At 51.4% G+C, this 20,087-nt stretch carries 19 protein-coding genes; 4 read left to right on the plus strand and 15 right to left on the minus strand.

What is annotated here, in order from left to right:
- Window positions 1-220: 220 nt before the first annotated feature.
- The 4 genes from AC0YOA_RS24770 to AC0YOA_RS24785 form a co-directional block, all read right to left on the minus strand.
- Window positions 221-973, minus strand: coding sequence for a hypothetical protein (locus tag AC0YOA_RS24770; RefSeq protein ID WP_475788903.1), 753 nt, complete (start codon window positions 971-973; stop codon window positions 221-223).
- A 125-nt stretch (window positions 974-1,098) separates the two neighbouring features.
- Window positions 1,099-2,208, minus strand: coding sequence for an MBL fold metallo-hydrolase (locus AC0YOA_RS24775; protein ID WP_475788904.1), 1,110 nt, complete (start codon window positions 2,206-2,208; stop codon window positions 1,099-1,101).
- A 6-nt stretch (window positions 2,209-2,214) separates the two neighbouring features.
- Entirely contained in the window at window positions 2,215-2,493 is a 279-nt protein-coding gene (locus AC0YOA_RS24780; protein ID WP_475788905.1) for a hypothetical protein, read from the minus strand.
- A gap of 55 nt (window positions 2,494-2,548) precedes the next feature.
- On the minus strand, window positions 2,549-3,448 hold the full coding sequence (locus AC0YOA_RS24785; RefSeq protein WP_475788906.1) for a diacylglycerol/lipid kinase family protein: 900 nt from the start codon (window positions 3,446-3,448) through the stop codon (window positions 2,549-2,551).
- Between the two features lie 233 nt (window positions 3,449-3,681).
- Between AC0YOA_RS24785 and AC0YOA_RS24790 the strand changes: the two genes are divergently transcribed.
- The gene (locus AC0YOA_RS24790; protein ID WP_210039179.1) at window positions 3,682-4,698 is read left to right on the plus strand and encodes a GTPase; all 1,017 of its coding nucleotides are present in this window, start codon (window positions 3,682-3,684) and stop codon (window positions 4,696-4,698) included.
- A 50-nt stretch (window positions 4,699-4,748) separates the two neighbouring features.
- Complete coding sequence (locus tag AC0YOA_RS24795; RefSeq protein ID WP_475788907.1) at window positions 4,749-5,702, plus strand: TRM11 family SAM-dependent methyltransferase; 954 nt, start codon at window positions 4,749-4,751, stop codon at window positions 5,700-5,702.
- 50 nt (window positions 5,703-5,752) lie between these two features.
- On the opposite strand, the gene AC0YOA_RS24800 is transcribed toward AC0YOA_RS24795, so the two are convergent.
- From AC0YOA_RS24800 to AC0YOA_RS24840, 9 genes are all read right to left on the minus strand, one after another.
- On the minus strand, window positions 5,753-6,292 hold the full coding sequence (locus AC0YOA_RS24800) for an RDD family protein (RefSeq protein ID WP_475788908.1): 540 nt from the start codon (window positions 6,290-6,292) through the stop codon (window positions 5,753-5,755).
- Window positions 6,293-6,441: 149 nt separating this feature from the next.
- On the minus strand, window positions 6,442-8,070 hold the full coding sequence (gene larC, locus AC0YOA_RS24805; RefSeq protein WP_475788909.1) for a nickel pincer cofactor biosynthesis protein LarC: 1,629 nt from the start codon (window positions 8,068-8,070) through the stop codon (window positions 6,442-6,444).
- Window positions 8,067-8,756 (minus strand): nickel pincer cofactor biosynthesis protein LarB, encoded by a 690-nt coding sequence (gene larB, locus AC0YOA_RS24810; protein WP_475788910.1) that lies wholly within the window; start codon window positions 8,754-8,756, stop codon window positions 8,067-8,069. The genes larC and larB overlap by 4 nt, the downstream gene beginning before the upstream one ends.
- Window positions 8,757-8,817: 61 nt before the next feature.
- Window positions 8,818-9,636, minus strand: a complete 819-nt coding sequence (larE, locus tag AC0YOA_RS24815; RefSeq protein WP_210039183.1) for an ATP-dependent sacrificial sulfur transferase LarE — start codon at window positions 9,634-9,636, stop codon at window positions 8,818-8,820.
- Window positions 9,637-9,682: 46 nt separating this feature from the next.
- On the minus strand, window positions 9,683-10,561 hold the full coding sequence (locus AC0YOA_RS24820; protein WP_210039184.1) for an aldo/keto reductase: 879 nt from the start codon (window positions 10,559-10,561) through the stop codon (window positions 9,683-9,685).
- Between the two features lie 202 nt (window positions 10,562-10,763).
- Window positions 10,764-11,666, minus strand: coding sequence for a carbon-nitrogen hydrolase family protein (locus AC0YOA_RS24825; protein WP_210039185.1), 903 nt, complete (start codon window positions 11,664-11,666; stop codon window positions 10,764-10,766).
- Between the two features lie 16 nt (window positions 11,667-11,682).
- A complete protein-coding gene (locus AC0YOA_RS24830; protein WP_210039186.1) occupies window positions 11,683-13,221 on the minus strand; it encodes a GNAT family N-acetyltransferase in 1,539 nt (512 codons plus the stop codon).
- Window positions 13,222-13,574: 353 nt separating this feature from the next.
- A complete protein-coding gene (locus AC0YOA_RS24835; RefSeq protein ID WP_475788911.1) occupies window positions 13,575-13,940 on the minus strand; it encodes a winged helix-turn-helix transcriptional regulator in 366 nt (121 codons plus the stop codon).
- A gap of 156 nt (window positions 13,941-14,096) precedes the next feature.
- On the minus strand, window positions 14,097-14,438 hold the full coding sequence (locus tag AC0YOA_RS24840; RefSeq protein WP_475788912.1) for an MGMT family protein: 342 nt from the start codon (window positions 14,436-14,438) through the stop codon (window positions 14,097-14,099).
- A gap of 143 nt (window positions 14,439-14,581) precedes the next feature.
- Here AC0YOA_RS24840 and AC0YOA_RS24845 point away from each other — a divergent pair, with 143 nt between their 5' ends.
- Window positions 14,582-14,833: a hypothetical protein gene (locus tag AC0YOA_RS24845; protein ID WP_475788913.1), complete on the plus strand. Its 252-nt coding sequence runs from the start codon at window positions 14,582-14,584 to the stop codon at window positions 14,831-14,833.
- Between the two features lie 18 nt (window positions 14,834-14,851).
- On the plus strand, window positions 14,852-15,970 hold the full coding sequence (dnaN, locus tag AC0YOA_RS24850; protein ID WP_475788987.1) for a DNA polymerase III subunit beta: 1,119 nt from the start codon (window positions 14,852-14,854) through the stop codon (window positions 15,968-15,970).
- Between the two features lie 46 nt (window positions 15,971-16,016).
- On the opposite strand, the gene AC0YOA_RS24855 is transcribed toward dnaN, so the two are convergent.
- Window positions 16,017-17,759: an ABC transporter ATP-binding protein gene (locus tag AC0YOA_RS24855; protein ID WP_475788914.1), complete on the minus strand. Its 1,743-nt coding sequence runs from the start codon at window positions 17,757-17,759 to the stop codon at window positions 16,017-16,019.
- Between the two features lie 122 nt (window positions 17,760-17,881).
- On the minus strand, window positions 17,882-19,624 hold the full coding sequence (locus AC0YOA_RS24860) for an ABC transporter ATP-binding protein (RefSeq protein ID WP_475788915.1): 1,743 nt from the start codon (window positions 19,622-19,624) through the stop codon (window positions 17,882-17,884).
- Between the last annotated feature and the right edge of the window lie 463 nt (window positions 19,625-20,087).

The raw sequence follows: 20,087 nt of genomic DNA on the forward strand, positions 1-20,087 counted from the left end.
GACAACTATGTATGAATCCATCCAAGCGACCCGTCATACCCGAAAAACGGGAAGAAACGGCGGTCTTTCGTCCGCTGATGGGCGAAGTCATGCGTTTTCGCAATATAATATAAGGATGATATGGTAATTATTTATATTTTTCGTTTTCAAGAAAAAAACCGTACCGATCACAAGAAGTGATCGTACGGTTCTCTATCATCCGCCTAGGTTCAGATCCTGATCAATCTTCATCCTCGTCGCGTTTCTCTTCAGGTGGAGGCACAATCATAGCCTTTTTCCGGCGTTTTCTGCTTGTGATTCTTCTTATGAGCAGAATAACCAGCAGCACGGCCACTACCAGCAGAATCCCTGCACCAATCAGGATATGCTTGATATGGGGGATCAGGAACGCGAACTGGATCTCTGTCGGCTTCGTCATCGAGAGGTCCCATTTCATCGTATGGCCATCAACTTGATCAGCGTTATTATTTCCGAAGGTGGAGATTGGCAGCGTGAGCAGAAAATCAAGATTGAGCTGCGAAAGCGCTAGCTTGATGAGGGTATCCGGCACCTTCAGCCAGTCCTGATTCCGGATCAGCGGATCAAGATATTTTCCGATATCGACCGTCAGGCGGATTTCAACCCGGGTGTAAAAGAAGTGCTTCGTCGTTTTGACGATATTTTGTTGATCCGCGAAGTTCCACTGCTTGATGCCCTCCTGCAGGGAACCGAAGCTTTTGTGAAGCAAATAATCAGTCCCGGTGCCCTGTTCCCGGGTCTCATAGTCGATGCCCAGCTCCTCAGCCTTGGCCTGCAGCATCTCCCCCAGCTTGCCGCCCACGAGCTTCTGCGTGCTCTCCTTCAAGGTGACCTTCATGTCCAGATCCGCACTGCCGTCCTTCCGGAGCGAGACATGGGCTGAACCATTCGCGCATCCCGCAAGCAGCGCGATCACGAGCGCGCATATACCCCATTTCGGCCATCTGCTGTACATAAAACATCCCCTACTTTTTCTTCCATCTGTGGTATATGGCTTGTCATTTTTGAGAGTTGATCAAACGATACAAATATGACAAAAATCCCCATTCGGTTTTGCTTGACCAAATAGGGGAATTTACTTTATACCGACCTCCACCAGGGAGAAGTCGGATAGTCGGGTGCTCCGAGAACCAGCGTCTGTCCGATCTGCGGGGCAGCCAGCGCTACTTTGTTTTCTCTGGCGGCTTTGGACACCCTCTCGATGGGATCGGTCCATTCATGCATGGCCAAGGTGAATGCTCCCCAATGGATCGGGATCATCAGATTGCCCCTTACATCCAGATGGGCTTGCACGGACTCCTCCGGCAGCATATGGATGCCTGCCCATCGCCGATCGTATTGCCCGCACTCCATGAAGGTTAAGTCGAAGGGGCCGTATTTCTGTCCAATCGCTTGAAAATGATCCCCATACCCGCTGTCTCCGCTAAAAAAGACGCTGACATTCCGGCCTTTAATGACCCAGGAGCACCATAATGTGGCCTCACGGTCGCCAAGCCCCCTGCCGGAGAAATGCCTGGCCGGCGTGCATGCCAGCTGAAGCCCTTCATATTGAAATTCGCTCCACCAGTCATGCTCCTGGATCTTCGCTTTGTCCACGCCCCACCTCTCCAGATGCGGCCCCACGCCCAAGGGGACAATGAACTGCTTCACACGGTCCTTGATTCTCTTGATCGAGCCGTAATCCAGGTGATCGTAATGATCGTGGGAAATCAGCACCGCGTCGATGAAGGGCAGCTGCGCAAGCTCAAGCGGAACGCTCCTGCTAAAGCGTCTGTTTCCGAATATCTGCACCGGCATAGGGGCTTTGCCGAACATGGGGTCAATCAGCAGCGTCTTCCCTTCCAGCTCCAGCATGAGCGCGGAATGGCCGAACCATCTGACAACGGTCTGATCAGGGAGCTCTGCGTACGGCACAGCCGACGTCACGGTCCCAATCGGTCTGGCAGGCTTCCGGTTCGTATTGGTCCGCATATAATCTCTCAATATACTGATTAAAGTCTTGGGATCCATCGCCATCGAGGTCGGCGTGGCATTCATGAACCTGCCTTTGGCGTAATTGCCCGATTGCTTGTACATCTCCAGAGTTTCACCCGACGCCCGTCCGCCAAAGGCCGGATTAAGCTTCAGAAACAGATAACCCAGCAGAATCAGTCCGATAATGATAATAAGTACAGTCAGGATGATCATCATTCTCCTCTAATCCTCGTAGCCCGCGATCCCCTTCTCCATCAGAAAATCCATTTCGGCCTCCAGAATGGATTCCACGGTCGGCTCGTCCAGCTTGATATCAGGACGGCTGAGCACATAATCCACAAGCTCGTCGCTGTCGACCTCGACTTCGCCTTTGGCGTTTTCCTTGGAACCGTTGATGAAGGTCTGTTCATGCTTCAATACCAGCTTAATGCTGGCTGCATTGACTTTTACCTGATCGGCTATGTACTGTACAAGCTCCTGCTCATTGACTTCTTCGCTCATCGCATTGTCATCTCCTTAGTTGTCTTGAATGCTGCCATTGTAACACAGCGCAGACTTAATTTCTAAGCCCCGGGAAGTCACCCACCAGCACGGACAAATACTGCTTCAAATTCTCCAGCTCGTCTGGTGTCCGATCGCCAATCTCGCCGTCGCAATCGATTTCCTGTCCGGGGGATGCCTCGATGGAAAGCTTGCCGGTCTTGAAGTAACGGATGGCGCCGCCCTCGGGCATTTCATTGGTCAGCTTCAGCGCAATGGCCTTCCAGGCCAGCTCCATAGAGGTTTCCTTGATGATCAGAACATCGAACTTTCCATCCTCCAGATCAGTTTCCGGAAAGAAGGTCCGCATTCCCCCGGTGAAAGCGCCGTTGCCGATGACGAGCAAGCAGGCCGTAGCGTCATAATCGAAATCCGCACTTTTGATTTTCAGGGAGAAGGGCTCGAACCCCGTGATTGACTGCGCCGCGGAAATATAATAGGAAAGCTTGCCGAACCGTTCCTTCTTGTCCGAGTCCACGTTGTTCGATACCAGCGTAATCAGTCCGATTCCCCAAAAGTTGAGGAAATAGCGGCTGCCGGATTTGCCCACATCCACCTGCTTCACCTGATTGGCCAGAATCTGCTCCACCGCGAGCAGAGGGTCCTGATTCATTCCAATCGCCCTGGAGAAATCATTGCATGTGCCCCCGGGCAAAATAGCAAACAATGGCCGCCGCTCCAGGGGACACAGCGCATTGATGAGCTCATGGACCGTCCCGTCTCCCCCCGCGCCAATTATCAGATCAAATTCGCTGGCATGCTTCCCGATATATGCAGCGCCGTCACCCGCAGCCTCCGTTGTATAAACGACAACCTCTTCATAGCGCTGCTTAAGCTTATCTGAAATAATGCCGATTTGATTCACCATCGTGGATTTGCCTGCAGCGGGGTTGAGAATAATAACTGCTCTTTGCATGCTCATTCTCCTTTACCAGCCGTTTGGAAGATATACTTCCATTATATACAAGCTGCGGCGGCAGAGAAAGCCGGACCTGACTGAGCTGACGCAAAACGCGTGGAGGGATAAAGTTCCATGACATGCGGATAACCCGTGGGAGCAGCGACTTACCACCCTGTTTGGCATAGCCCGCTCGACGTGTAAATAGGTTATACTTACTACATACGAATAGACGAAAGGGGCGGCCCCTAATGGATATCACCAGCAAGCAGTGGGAAGATGAAATCAAAAAGGCGGCAGCAGAGGCCTACGATAAGGAAATCGCAGCGATCAACAAGCAGCTGGAGCAGGAGATTCTTTTTGCCTTGATTGGCGATGTCAATGCGGGCAAGTCTTCCACGATCAACAAACTGATCGGCGAGGAAGTGGCGGGAGTCGGCGCAGAGCCTGGCGAAACCACGGAAATCAAGCCTCACGCATACACGGACAAGATTTATTTTGTCGATACGCCCGGCTTGAACGATATCAATCACAAAAATTCCGAGGAAACGCTGAAATATTTCAAAAACGCCGATGTCGTGTTATTCTTCCTGAATGCCGCCGGCACCGTCTTCTCCGAATCGGAGAAGGAGTCCTTCCTCCAGATAGAGAAAATCAACAAAAATATACTGGTGGTTCTCAATAAAATTGATGCTGCCGACGAAATCGACCGGCTTGTCAAGCGGGTGCGCAAGGAAACCGGCGAGAAATATGAGGTCGTGCCGATATCATCCCGTACGGGTGAAAACATCGATCTCCTGCGGAACAAGATTCTGGAGATTCTAAAAAAAAAGAGCAAGGATATTCTGTTCGCCAAAAGCATTAAAGAAAAGGCTGCAACCGCCCATACCTGGATTATCGGTGCGGCAACATCAGCCGGCGCCGCAGGCGCGCTGCCGGTTCCCGGCTCGGATATCATCCCGATTACCGCAATCCAGATTGGCCTGTTGACCAAGCTTGCCGCCCTTTATAACAAACCCCTGTCCAAGGAAACCGCCAAGGAAATCGTGCTGACGACCATTGTCGGCAATATCGGCAAAAGCATTTTCCGCCAGGTGCTTAAGCTGTTTCCGGGCGCCGGCTCCATCGCTGGCGCAAGTGTTGCCGGAGCGATGACGCTCGCGCTTGGTTATGCCATGAAATATGCCTATGAGCACAATATCGAAATTACCGGCAAAAATATTAAAGAGATTTATACGCGCTATCGCGAGAGAGCCGAAAAACAATAATCGATGAACCGTACAAACCGGATATTCATGCGACAGAGGATGGGAACAGATTGGATAACACGAACCGGATGCCTGCGTATATCTATACGTATGCCTGCCGCGAGGATGAAATTTCTTTATGTCAATTGGAACTGCGCTCCTTGTTTGGTATGGAGACGCAGGCGAATCTTTTCAAAACAGATATTCTTGTCGATGTCAGCCGCAGCCCTTTTATTAAAGAACGCATCGATGTCATGTATGAAGGGGACAAGCTTGCCGATATTTATGAGCAGGTCGAGCAACTCGATCTGGGGAGTGCAACCTTCAAGGCGATATTCGTCAAAACCAATGATCTGGCTCCCGGGGACAAGGTGGAGTATGCCGATCGGCGCGTCATTGAGCGGGAGATCGGCATGCATATCGAAGGGGAAGCGGATATAAACAGGCCAGATCTTCTATACGGCATCGTTGCCTTCGGCGGGCGGTGGTATTTTGGCAGCTATCACAAGAATACGGCTCTCTGGCTGCATCATATGAAGAAGCCGCGCAGCTATTCCATTGCACTGAGCACCCGGGTGGCGCGGGCGGCTGTTAATATTGCCGTTCCCCGCCCTGAAGGAATCAGGGCCATCGACCCCTGCTGCGGGATCGGAACGGTTCTTGTCGAGGCTCTGTCTATGGGAATCGACATGGTTGGCAGGGATATCAATCATTTTATCGCCCGCGGTGCACGGGAGAATCTCGCTTTTTTTGGACTGGAGGGCGTGGTTACACGGGGGGATATTGCCGATATTTCCGAAACCTACGATGCCGCCATTGTTGATATGCCCTATAATCTTTACTCGAAAATCACACCGGAGGAGCAGTTCTCGCTTCTCCTTCATGCCAGGCGCATTGCAAAAAGAGTCGTCGTCGTCTCCATCGAAGCCATCGACGAAATGATCGGGAACGCCGGCTTTACCATTACAGACCGCTGCATCGCCAGAAAGGGTTTATTTTCCAGGCATCTGCTTGTTTGCGAGTAAGCAGTCTTTGACATTCCAAAGAGGCCGGCTGGAGCAGATCCGATAAAATCCTATCCCTTGTACCTGATTACGGTTCCGGAGATGGCGTCATACAGCGTTTGATTTTGTTTGCTCCATAAAGGGCTTAGCAGGTAAAGGAACACCAATCCGTAGACCACTGCCAATAAGCAATAAATTAAGATGTCGGGATACCCCGAAGGTATAATCATATGCCAAATCGTAAAGTGAGCCAGCTCCCACGGGATGAATTTAATGGCGGAACGGCGGAACGAGTGCCCATAGCCGACGGGTTGACCGCGCATGCCTGCCACCACGATCCCCATTTTGCGTTTTCCCCATGTCGCATGCGATTTGGAGCCTTCGCATAGGGCGAAATAAAGATAGACAGGCAGTGTAATCAATAGAAATCCGGTGAGCTCCGCCGTCGCAGCGCTGGTCTGAAAAAGCGGAGCCAGCAGCGGTTTTGCAGGAAAAGATAATCCGACAAGCAGGACGATATATCCCAGAATGAGGACATAATCCCATAAAAATGCGATGATGCGTGTTCCAAACGAGACACGCCCGGGATTTTCCTGAATCTGATTCTTCACTGCTTCAACTCCTCTCTATCATCCTCTGGCAGCAAAGCTGGTTCCACACTGAGTCCCTCTGGGAAATGATAGCCGCGGGATAATATTAAAGCTATACGTTCAAAAAACATCGCAGCCGTTTCGGGACGGCTGCGATGTTTCTCTATCTGTCAGACTGAATGGTTGGAGACATATTCATCTCCTGCTGATACGGCCAGCTTGTACATGTCCTGAAATGGCAGCCCATTCTCGCGTGCCGCTTTTGCAACATCCTCATACTCGGGAGAAAAGCGGAATACGCGGCCCTCCCGTATAGCCAGCTTGATCCTTACAGGACCATAGGCGGTGGCGACCAAAGCCATCTCCCGCTTCAGAATCCGTCTCGTCCACTTCGTTCTCCGTACGCCAAGCGTAGTGGTCTCGAGCAGCAGCACATCCTCACAGCGCGGCACAGCGGCATCCGGTGCCAGTACAGTAACCAAAGTGGCCGGACGGTTCTTCTTCATATATACCGGGGTAAAAAATACGTCAACCGCTCCGGCCTCGAACAGCCTCTCCATCGTGTAACCAAGCGCTTCGCCGGTCATATCATCCAATTGGGCTTCCATCACCATGACCGAATCCTCTTCATCCGTGCCTGCCTGCTCCATCAGCAGCGCCCGGATCACATTGGGATGGGCAAATTCTTTGGTGCCTGCGCCGTAGCCGATCCTCTCAATGGTCAGTGCCGGTATATCGCCGAAGCCCTTGGCAAGCGCCTTCAGAATTCCTGCGCCGGTTGGCGTTGTCAGTTCGCCGGCCGCATCCAGCTTGGCGATCGGAATCCCGATCAGTATTTCCGCTGTGGCCGGGGCAGGTATCGGATACAGCCCATGCGCCATTTTGAGTTTTCCATGACCTGTTGGAACAGGGGACGCATAGATTTCTTCGATTCCCAAATTCTCCATCGCCAGACATACGCCGATCGTATCGATAATGGAGTCCATGGCCCCCACCTCATGAAAATGCACCTCTTCCGGGCTCATCCCATGGATCTTTCCTTCTGCCTTGGCTATGGTTTGAAAAATGGCCGTACTGCGCTGCTTCACCCGCCCGGGCAGTCCGCTCTCCGCGATCATCCGCAGAATATCGGACGCTTTGCGGTGATGGTGTTCATGGTCCCCGCCATGAGTATGCTCATGGCTATGTGTATGGCTGTGGCCGTCATCGTGAGTATGCTCATGGCTATGTGTATGGCTGTGGCCGTCATCGTGCGTATGCGCGTGACTATGGCTATGGCCGTCATCGTGCGTATGCGCGTGGCTGTGGCTATGGCCGTCATCGTGCGTATGGGCATGACTATGGCTATGGCCGTCATCGTGTGTATGGGCATGACTGTAGCTGTCATCGTGCGTATGGGCATGGCTGTGGCCGTCATCGTGCGTATGCGCGTGGCTGTGGCTGTGGCCGTCATCGTGCGTATGCGCGTGGCTGTGGCTGTGGTTGTCATCATGAATATGCGCGTGACTATGAGTGTGGCCATCATCATGGCTGTGTGCATGACTATGGCTGTGCCCGTCATCGTGCCTATGTATGTGACTGTGGCCCTCGTCATGGCTGTACCCGCCAATATGCAGACGCAGCTTTTTCGCCGAAATCCCCTTTTTAATAACGGGATCGACGGCGATGCTGAACGGATCAATCGGAAGCGCCTTTAGATGGCTTTCAATATAGGAGAGATCCGCACCCAGGTCAATTAATGCCGCCAGCGCCATATCTCCAGCAATACCGGAGATGCAATCCAAGTAAAGTACCTTCACCGTGCTCCCGCCTCCGTCACCAATTGCTGAATAATAGCAGCCTGATAGCCTGCTCCGAAGCCGTTATCAATATTGACCACGGTGACTCCCGCCGCGCAGGAGGTCAGCATCGACAACAGCGGGGTTAGCCCCTGAAAATGAGCCCCGTACCCCACGGAGGTTGGAACGGCGACGACCGGTCGACGGACCATACCGCCAACGACGCTTGCAAGGGCGCCCTCCATGCCTGCCACCACAATCAGCACATTGGCTTCCTGAAGCTTGTCGCGATAGGCAAGCAGACGGTCAATGCCGGCAACGCCCACGTCATAAATTTTCTCCACCTCGCAGCCCATCCACCGGGCTGTGCCTGCCGCCTCCTCGGCCACAGGCAGATCGGACGTGCCTGCACAGAGTACAAGAACCTTCCCTGCGAAACGCACAGAAGGCTCCCCCAATGCAATCAGGCGGGATGTCGGATTATATACGGCCTCCGGAAAATCTTCCTGCACGGCAAGCGCCATTTCTTCCGTAGCCAAGGTTACCAGCGCCTTGCCGTGGGCATTCATCAAACGCTCCACGATTTGGCGCACCTGGTCGACGGTTTTGCCTTTGCCGAATATCACCTCGGGAAAGCCCGTTCTTTCTTCTCTGGCGTAATCCACCTTGCTGAAACCAAGGTCTTCGAATTGATTCTTGCTGTCCATTTTATCCTCCTGCCAGGATGATCCCGGCCCCAATTTGATCCAAAACCAGTTACCCGTGCGGTTACTCCGCCCCTGCTCCTACCTTCAGCGCCTGATTCATGCTTCCGCTGCGGTAGCCGACCAGATCCAGTGTGACATAGCCGTAACCATATGATTTCAGCGTTGTTGCGATCTGCTCGAAGTGGCTGACCACAATCGGCATTTGCGCCGTCTCCACTTCAATTCTGGCGATTTCCCCATGCGTCCGCACCCGGACCTGACGAATGCCCAGCGATTTGATAAAAGCCTCCGCTTTGTCGATCTTCGTCAGCTTCGCCTGCGTAATCATTTCCCCGTATGCAATCCGGGAGGACAGGCAGGCAAAGGATGGCTTATCCCAGGTATCCAGGTCAAGATCCTTGGACAGGGCTCTGATCTCTTCTTTATAGAGATTCACTTCGGCAAGCGGTCCTCTGACCCCATGCTCCTGTGCTGCTTTGACGCCGGGCCGGTGTTCGCTCATATCATCCGCAATCAGGCCGAACACCATATTTTTATAACCCTTCTCAGCCAGAATCGGCATTAAGTGCTCAAATAAACTCTTCTTGCAAAAATAACAGCGGTTCGCAGTATTCTCGCTGTATCCGGGTATTTCAAGCTCCGAGGTCTCGATCACCTGATGCGGAGCACCCATCTGCTCGGCGAGCTTCTTCGCTTCAAGCAGCTCCGAGGAAGGGTATGTCTCCGAATCGGCCGTAACCGCCAGAACGTTGTCCGCACCCAGCTCATCCAGTGCTACCTTGAGCAGGAACGTACTGTCCACTCCGCCGGAGAAAGCGACCACGACACTTTCCATCTCGCGAAGCTTGGCCTTCAAGGCCTCCAATTTCTGCTGCGGCATGCTCTTTCTCCTCTCGTCTTCCATTCTCATCCCCATGTTCTACGCTTTAAGCAATTGATGTCGGCGACTCGAACACAGAGGTATAACCGCTGATGGCACTAAGAATCCGTGCTGCCTCTTCATCGTTCATGGAGCCAAAGCGCTCTACGGCATCAACGATTTTGGGGAACAGATGAATGTCACCTGCACTGGCAAATCCCGCAATACCGGGAAAAGAGAGCACAAAATGCACGCAGGCATCGATAACCTCCTGCTGGTCGAAAGGCTCATACCAGGTCGCATAATTGCGCTTCTGATTTTCGCCCCAAGGAGCCTTCGCAACAGCTTTGATCACACGGACGGCTGCATCCTGTTTGCCCGCCTCTTCCATCAGAGCGTCAAAATCTGCGCGGTACTCCGGCAAAGAATACATATAATAATTAAGCGGAAGCAGAACCGTTGCGAACGGGAACCTTCTAAGCGCTTCCAAATGAGTAGCAGGCGCCTGATGTCCGTGACCTGTAATTCCGATATTTTTTACAATGCCTTCATCCTTGGCTTCCAGAGCGGCTTCAAGTGCGCCTCCCTTTTCCGTGCAGCGGTCCAGCTCCTCAATCGTGCCGACAGCATGCAGCTGAAGCAGATCGACGGAATCCACCTTCATACGCTCCATTGAACGATAGATCTCTTCCTTCGCTTTGGCCTTCGTGCGCTCGCCGGTTTTCGTGGCAAGGAAAATATCGCTGCGGATGCCGCTGATGATTGGTCCCATCCTTAGCTCCGCATCGCCATAGCTTGCCGCCGTGTCAAAATGATTGACGCCATGCGCCCGTGCAAACGAAATCGACTCATCCGCCTCTTCCTGTGTGACATTCCCCAAGCTCGCGGCACCAAACATGACCACAGATCCTTCATAACCCAAACGGCCTATCCTTCGCTTCAACATGCGTGAACGCCTCCCAGAATTAGAATCGTACTTTGGATCAATCGCCTATCTATTCCTATTATAAACCTGTATTTCCGTTTTGGCTTCAACAAAACGATCGATAATTCTCACAGTTGGCGATTCGCATATCCCGGTTACCCTGTAAGGAAACAAAAAGAAACGGTCGGAAGGGCCGTTTCTTTTTGTTATAGAGGTTCTATTTTCAACCTGAGGTCAGTGGTATCGTGCTTACCGCATGTCCCTTTCTGAGCTCCGCATAAAGCTCCGGCCTGCGGTCCTGATAAGGAGCGACCGCACCGCGAATCCGGTTATCGCGCAGCTTGGCAAAATCGGCATTGGCCAGCACGACGGAATCCTGATTCATTTCCCCGATCGCAGCAACGCCTTCTTCCGTGAAGGGAAAATCACAGGGCGTGAACAAACCCGCCTGGGAAAATCCCGTATCAATCTGGGGGCGTCCCTCCGTGAGCACACCCACGATGCCGCTTAACGCAACGAAGAGCTGATTCTCAACCGCCCGCGCCTGGCAGCAGTGACGAACGCGGTAGTAGCCGAAGGCATTGTCTGTGTAGGATGGGCAAAGGATCAAATCCGCACCTCTTTCGGCTGCAATCCGGGACAGCTCGGGAAATTCAATATCGTAGCAAATCAGAATAGCCGCCTTGCCCCAATCGGTCTCGAACACTACCAGCTCCTCGCCTTTGAGCAGCGGCCAGCGATTCTGCTCCTCCGGGGTCAGATGCAGCTTATCCTGCATTTCAATCCGACCATCCGGGAAGAAGATGAACGCCTTATTGACGAACCCTTCCTCCTCCCGGCATATATGCGTGCCTCCGAGAATGACGATTTGCTGCTCCCGGCTTAAACCTTGAAAAAACTCCACATATTTCTCGGTGAAGGAGTCCAGATATTCGCATGCTTCCAGATGCGTAAGTTCCGGTACAATGCCCAGCAGATGGGCGGTTACATACTCGGGAAAAATAATCATGTCGGCGCCTTGCAGGGCGGCATGTGTAATTTTTGCTTGCAGTCCCGTCCAGAATTGTTCCTCAGATTGGATATCTGTCAGATCATACTGAACGGCTGCGATTGTCAGGTTCTCCATGTCCACCTCCGTAGCTTCAGGAACGAATCTGCAAGGAATAAATATCTGTACGGCGGTCCCTGAACGTCAGTACATCCTTGGATTTGCGAAAACGCTGCAATGTTTCCATATCTACCTCGGCCATAATGACCGTTTCCGTGTTTTCGCTGCATTCACCCGCAATGCCATCCGGCGGGAATGAGAAATCTGCCGGCGTATATACACCGGACTGCGCATACTGAATATCGACATTATCGACATGGGTCAGGTTGCCCACCGTGCCTGAGGTGACAGTGAAGACCTGATTCTCAATCGCGCGCGCCTGGGCACAGTATTTGACCCGCAGAAAGGTTTGCCGGTCTTCCGCGCAGAAGGGAACAAAAATAATCTGCGCCCCTTCTTCGGCGACGATGCGCGATATTTCCGGGTACTCAATATCGCTGCTCAGCTGGATCGATATTTTCCCGCAGTCCGTATCGAACACTTCCAGAACGGAACCGCCGTTGATGCCCCACCATCTGCGCTCATTGGGCGATATATGAAGCTTATACTGCTGGGCGATCGTTCCATCCCGGCGGAACAAATGGGCAACCGTATAAATCCGGTTATTCTGTTCGATGAAGTGCGAGCCGCCTATAATATTCACATTATATTTCACGGCAAGCTCCGAGAACAGCTCCACATACTGCTCCGTGTAGGTGCTGAGCTTGCGGATAGCCAGGCTCGGGGACCGCTCTTCAAGAAAGGATAGCAGTTGCATGGTGAAATTTTCCGGAAATACGGCAAAATCCGACTTGTAGTCGGAAGCGACGTCCACATAATGCTCGCACTGCGTAGCGAACTCGTCGAAAGAGTCGATCTTCTTCATCATATATTGAATGACGCAGATACGGACGGGAAACGACAGCTTGTAGTGGATTTTGTTGGCGCTCGGTTTGTAATCAATATTATTCCATTCCAGCAAAGCGGCGTAATTCATCGAATCCTCGTCATCCGATAGATAATTCGTAATAATCCGCTTCAGCGTAAAGCCGTTCATCATTTGGAAGGTCAGCACCGGATCATAAATATTTTGCTGCAGCACTTCTTCCGCATAGGCTCTTGGCGACATTTGATCACTATAATTATGATAACCGGGAATGCGTCCGCCGACAATAATACTTTTCAGATTCAGCTGCTCTGCAAGCTGCTTTCGGGCTTCGTAGAGACGGCGGCCAATCTTCATGCGGCGGAAACTCGGATGGACCATAACCTCCATCCCGTACAAGCTTTCGCCGCGCGGGTTATGGTTGCGAATATAGCCGTTATCGGTAATTTCAGAGTAGGTGTGCTGCTCCAGATAGTCATCGAAATTGACGATCAGGCTTGAGCAGGATCCGATAATTTCGCCATCCAGTTCCACGCACAGCTGGCCCTCAGGGAATATTTTCTTGTGGCTTTCCAGCTGGTCAAGCTTCCATGGAGACATACCTGGAAAACAAATATTTTGCAGCTCAATGATTTTCCCAAAATCCTCGCGCTCAATCGTCCGAATAATAATTTTCTTCTCGAATTGTGAAATTTGGTCACCTGTCATATATAAACCCCTCATCCAAGTCATTAATCATTAATGATACACCGCCATATTCATAGCCGTATTAATGGACTATCATTGCTTTGTAAACTTTTTCAGGGATTTGTAATCATCGCGTATGGTTCTACCGTTATTATATGCCAGGAATACTTAAGTCATTAGGCATGCTGAACGATTTCCTTTCGCAAGCCCAGCCAGCGTTCAAGATTGTCCTTTCGTGCGCCGTACTTCCCGCTGATACGGATGAAAAACAAATAACCTCTTGTTCCTCTTTCCAGGTGAGGGGACAAAAGGTTCTTATTGGACTCGATCCTGATTTGAGCAAAAAGCGGACGAAAGATTCTTATTGAAAATAATTACGATTTATTGTCTTTCGCTGGCGGATTGGATTGTATGAAATCCAGATGATCATAGCCCCAACCGCACATATCCGTCAGAACTGAGCCAAGGGTTCGTCCATGCGCGGAGAGGGAGTATTCGACCTTTGGAGGAATTTCCGGATAAATCTGACGTTCGATAAGCCCATCTGCCTCCAATTCCCGCAGCTGGCTGGTCAGCATCCCCTGTGTAACCTTAGGAAGCAGACGTCTCAGTTCTCCAAACCGCTTGGTCCCCTGATTCAGCAAAATAAACAAAATCAGCGGCTTCCACTTGCCGCCGATCGCATGCAGGGTTGCCGCAATTCCGTCCGTCGCACCCATACTGTCTTCCTTCATGCGCATATTGTCCACTCCCTTCAATCGAACCGCTTGTTCCCCCACTATCAGCCATGTTATCAAAATGAGCATATTTTATATAGCACTACTGATTTCCATACTTGGTATGATTCGTGTACCATGTATTTCTCAAAGGCTGAGCAGACGCTGATTCTTTGATTGTTAATCTGATGGCGACTCCTGTTCTTCATGACCCTCAGTAGGATAATGCCGGCAGATCTCCAGCCGAACCCGTCCCTCGCCATCGAAGGGAACGCCTTCTTCCTGCAAATACAGCTTTTGCAGAAAACGGGATTCATCCTGCTGTACAGCAATTTCCCCCAGTCTATTGACAACTCTGTGCCATGGAAGCTCATGTGCTTTGCTCATAGAATGCAGAATTCGCACGACCTGCCTGGCGCCTCTCGGGCTTCCGGCTGCTTCCGCGATTTGCCCGTAGCTCATGACGTATCCTGCCGGGATGCTTTTAATTATCTCAATGACGCGCTGCGTGAATAGCTCCAAGTCTGTACCTCCCTAGAAAGGATATCTGTCCTTATATTACAGATGGAGGCTACCCTATTGTCAATGGAAGAGAATATATGGTAAGGTTAATTTATACCAATATTGATTAAGGTAACCTATTTCAATTAGAGGATGTATTGCTGATGACAACAAAGAAAGTGAAGCTGGGCGTTCCCCGTCAAGAAGGCCAATTATCCATGATGTTTCCCAGAGGCGGTCCCAGGGAAGGTGCCGGAAGAAAGGCAATCGGCGAAACCAAAAAAATCTCCCTTACCCTATCTAAAGAAGCATGGCAGGAGATTGAAAACCAATGCAGCGAGCTGGATAAGTCGAGATCTGAACTGCTTCGTGAAATCCTGGAAGCTCATTTTCATGAGAAAGAAGTGAGGGAGTGATTCCGCTTGCTGGTTAAGGTGAGTCAGAAATTATTAATTCATGCATTGCATCATGTTGCTCCTGCAATATCGTCCAGGAGCATAATACCCTTACTGTCCGGAATTCTGCTGCAAGCCGATTCGCAGAGATTACGGCTCAGTGCCAGCAATACCAGCATGATGCTGCAATATGAGCTGCCATCGGATGACAATCGGATTATCGTTGAGTTGGGCGGAAGCGTCGTCATACCCGCACTTTATTTTATAGATATTATCCGGCATTGCCCATCTTCCATGGTCACATTGGAGTGCGATAACAGCCTGATCGTCAGTATCCGCTCGGATACTTCGGTCTATCATTTGTCCGGCATGAACGCCGAGGAATATCCGCGTATGGCAGGTGACAGCCGGTCCAATAAAATCAGTTTGCAAAGTTCTGTTCTGACGAGGCTTATTAAGCAGGTTGCCTTCGCTGTCTCCGTTTCGGAATTCAGGCCTATCCTGACAGGCGTGTCTTTTACAGTCGAAGGGGAGCAGCTGCGGCTGCTGGCTACTGATGGCGTACGGCTTGCTTCGCAGGTGACGAATGCGGCTTCAGCATCCCTGATCAAGGATTCTGTATCCATCGTAATCCCCGGGAAACATTTGCTGGATTATTCGAAAATGCTGCAGGATGAGCAGTCAAGGACGGATATCAGCGTTGGAGATCGAAGCATTCTCTTCAGAACCCATAACCTTCAAATGCAGTCTTCTCTCCTCGAAGGGAAATATCCCATACCGGCTAATCTGACCAGCAAGGCAGTCACTACGGTTTTGATGGTGAATTCCGCCATGTTTCTGCAGGCCTTGGAGCGTGTTTGTCTGCTCGCAGATAAAAGCCATGTCGTCAGATTGTCCATTATAAGACAAAACACAATACTGCTCTTCTCCAAAACGACGGAAATCGGGGATGTCAGTGAAGAGCTTATTGTGAATGCGCTGAATGGCGACGAGATCACCATATTTTTTAATGGCAAGTATATGATGGATATTCTGCGGTCGATGGGCAGCCGTCAGGTAATCGTAAAGTTCTCCGGGAAGTGGAACCCTATAATCATTCAGCCTGATAATAGCCCGGAGACCTTATACATTCTTACTCCGATCAAATCAAATAGCTAAAGCGGACAAGCGGTCACCCGCCGTAAGACTCTGCATCCTGACCGGGCTAAGAGGCCTTCTCCCCTTTTTGCAGCTGATACATTTTGAAATAGCGGCCTCCGAGGGCCATCAGCTCATCGTGGTTGCCCCTCTCGACGATTTCGCCGCGGTGCAGCACCAGAATTTGATCGGCCTCGCGAATCGTTGACAGCCTGTGGGCAATGATTAAGGTTGTCCGCCCTTCACTGACTACCTTCAACGCCCGCTGGATAAGACCCTCGGTCTCGCTGTCAATACTGGCTGTCGCTTCATCCAGAATCAGAATGGCAGGATCGAATGCGAGCGCCCTGGCAAAAGAGATCAGCTGACGCTGTCCGGAGGACAGCGTGCTTCCCCGCTCTACCACCTGCTCGTCATAACCGTGAGGCAGCTGCTCGATAAAGGGCGCCGCCCCTACATCACGCAGCGCGCTCTTCACCTGGTCAAGTGAAATTTCATCATTATAGAGACTGACATTGAATTTGATATCCCCTGCGAACAAGTATGGATCCTGCAGAACAATCCCCATATGCTTGCGCAGCGCCTGCTTGGAGAACGTCGTGATATCGCGTCCATCGACGGTAATAAGGCCATGGCCGGGTTCATAGAATCCCAGAAGCAGGTTGATAATGGAGCTCTTACCTGAGCCGGTATGGCCGACAAGCGCCACTGTCTCTCCTTTTCGGGCCTCGAAGGAAATTTGCTTCAGCACATCCTCCCCTTCTTTGTAGGCAAAGGTTACGTTATCGAACTTCACCACGCCCTCCGGACGGCTTACGTCAGCGGTCTTCTCTACCTCCATGCCCTCCAGATCCATAATCGCAAATACTTTATCGGCGGAAACAAAGGCCCGCTGCGCATTCGTCAATTGATCGAAAATCCCGATGATCGGCTGAAAAATCCGTCCCAAATAATCGATAAATGCATAGAACACCCCAAAGGCAATTGTAGCCTGCAGGGCATCGCGGCCAAAGTAATAAATCACCAGCGCGGTTACCAGACTGCCGATCGTGCCCACGATATTCCGTGAAGACAGGGAAAAAATCCGGAACTGCTTGATCTGGTTCACATAGCGGTCTTCATTAAGTTCCTCGAATTCCTCAAGGGTCACTTTCTCGCGGCGAAAAGCCTGGATAATCGGCATAACGACGATGGATTCGTTAATCATGGCATTCATATCGCTGAGACGGGCCCGCATAATCGTGATAAAAATTTTGGAGTATTTCAAATGGACAATCATGATGACCACAAAGATCGGCGGCAGCAGCAGGCAGTACAGCGCCAGGCGCGCATCCAGTATGAACAAGGCTACGAAAATCCCCGTCAGCTGCACCATGCTTACGACAAAGGTCGCCATGAAGCTCATGAACAAATCGCGGATAGCCTCCGTGTCATTGGCTATTCTCGATACAACCTGCCCGATGGGCGTATTATCGTAATAGCGCAAGGGAATCCGCTGGATATGCCGCATCAGATCCATGCGCATATTTTTGATAATTTGCAGCGCCGTCGCCTGCAGGATATAAGCCTGCGAGAAATTGCCGACGCTGGCGATGAGCAGCAGTCCCATATAACCCCCAAGGAGCAGAAGGACGGATCTCAGATCTTCTGTGCCGGGGGTGAGATATTTATCAATAATAGTCTTCGTAATGAAAGGTCCGCCGAGCTCAGCGCCTACGGAACAGCATAAAATGAGCAAAGCGCCGATAATTCTGAATTTATAAACGAGCGCATACGCGAATAGTCGTCTCGTTGTAGATGGTTTGGACATTCAAATAGCCCTCCTGAGCTTTTTTGTGCAAGCTTCCCTGGACGCCTGACCGCAAGGTTATAAATCGTCCAGCCGTGAAGCATATCTCCAATCTCAGCCTGATACGCTGCTTATCGTTTATCTTACTCTTCAAGGCTGGCTTCCATCTGCTGACGTTCCCACTGCTCTTTGTACCAGCCGCCAAGCAGCATCAATTCCTGATGCGTGCCTTCCTCCAGTATCCTTCCGTCCTCCAGTACCAGAATCCAGTTGGCATGACTGACGGCAGACAGCCGGTGAGTCGTAATGATCGTGGTCCGGCCTGCGCGCGCCTTGCGGATATGATGAAGAATGCGGTTCTCCGTCCGGGCATCCACCGCCGATAATGAATCATCAAGCAGCAGAATCTCCGAATCGACGAGCAGCGCCCGGGCAATTGCAAGCCGCTGCTTCTGGCCGCCGGAAAGCATCACGCCATTCTCCCCGACTATGGTGCCGAGACCCTCCGGCATCTGGGCGATATCGGAGGTGAAGGAGGCCATTTCAACCGCTCTCTCCACTTCCGCAAGCGTCGCATCCGGTTTGCCCAGGGCGATGTTCTCCTGGATGGACTTGGACAGCAGCAGATGCTCCTGCGGTACGTAGGCAACCCAGGACTTCATTTGTTCCAGGGCGATCTGTTCGACGGGAATATCCGAGATGAACAGCCGGGCGTCATCCACGGGATATTGACGGAGCAGCTGCTTGAGCAGCGTACTTTTCCCGCTGCCGGTCTTCCCTACAATCCCCAGCGTCTCCCCCCGTTCCAGCCGGAAGGAAATATTGCTGAGACTTGCATGGTTGGCTGTTGGATAGGTGAAGCTGAGACCTCTCATTTCGATCCGGGACGGGATAGCCAGAGCCACCGGAGCTTCCGGATCCTGCAAATCCGCTTTCTGCGCCAGCGCGGTTTCCACGCGGTCCGCCGAAGCGCTGCCGCGCTGCAGGACGTTAATAAATTCTCCGAATGAGATCATCGGCCAGATGAGCATGCCCAGATAAATATTGAATGAAATCAATTGGCCCAATGAAATTTCGCCTTCAAAAACAAGATAGGAGCCGTAACCGATGCCAATGGAATAGCTGACGCCGACAATCAGCGAAATCAGAGGCTGAAAGAGCGCATTAAGGATGGATACCCGCTTGTTCTTGTCCCTGACCTCGGAGGTCATCGTATCGAAGGCATTCAGATCGTGGTCTTCCTGCACATAGGAGCGGATGACGCGAATGCCGGAGATGGACTCCAGCGCATGCTCGTTCATTTTGCCGAAGGAGGCCTGCGCCTCAAGAAACCGGGTTCTTACCTTCTTCCCGAGCGAGCTGATCACGATCACAAGAAAAGGCAGCGGAATGAGCGCCGCAAGCATTAATTTGAAGCTGATAAAGGAGATCATGGTCACGATAACGACAGAAGCGCCTACCAAGGTGTTCACAAGCGTCATGACACCGTAACCCGATGTTTGTCCGATCGCGAGAATGTCATTGGTCGCAAGCGCCATCAGCTGCCCGGTGCTGTTGCGCTGGAAGAAGGCCGGCGTCATTTTCGTCAAATGGGCCAGAAGCCGCCCGCGCAGCAGCTTCTCGATAAGCGCCGAATTGCCGAACAAGGTAGTAATCCATATGTATACCATGCCGTATAAGAGCAAGGCGAGTCCGACAAGCAGCAAAACCGTCTGGTTAAGGCCTGCCGAGGTCAGATTCTCCTGACGGATATGATCGATGGTATTCCCAATCATCTTGGGCGGTATGGTTGTCAGCAGGCTGACAGCTGTCATCAGGCCGATAGCAATCGCATAGCTGGTCCATCTTGTTTTAAAAAACCACTGCAGCCGTGTCACAAAAGACAAGGCGTTCACCCCTTTTCGGAAATAACAATAGACATACACAGTAAGTTTACAGGTTAGTTTCATACAAGTCTATGTATTGGAAAAAGAAAGCCATCGCGCAGCTCCGATACAGACTCTCCCCTCAAGTGCCCTATATCATAATACCAAACACATGTTCCCATTACAAATCTTTTTTGAAACAGCAAAAAAGGCAGCCGTTAAGCTGCCCTTGCGTTCAGGGCTGGAGGTTCTGTTTGAACATGACGATCAAGCTCAACTCTCCAGCAAGGTTTTTCCTGCTTGCAGACCTGCTCGCCATGCAGGAATGGCTGTAAAAAGGAATTTCCTTATTAGAGGCTCTGTTTGGGCTTGGCAGGAGTCAAATCAGTAATGCAGCAAGGTTTTTCCTGCTTGCAGAGTCAACTCCTATGGTTGGAATAACTGGAGGAAGGAATTTCCTTACTGGAGACACCCTTCGGGTGCA

The sequence above is a fragment of the Paenibacillus sp. JT22N12 genome (genome assembly GCF_056269365.1).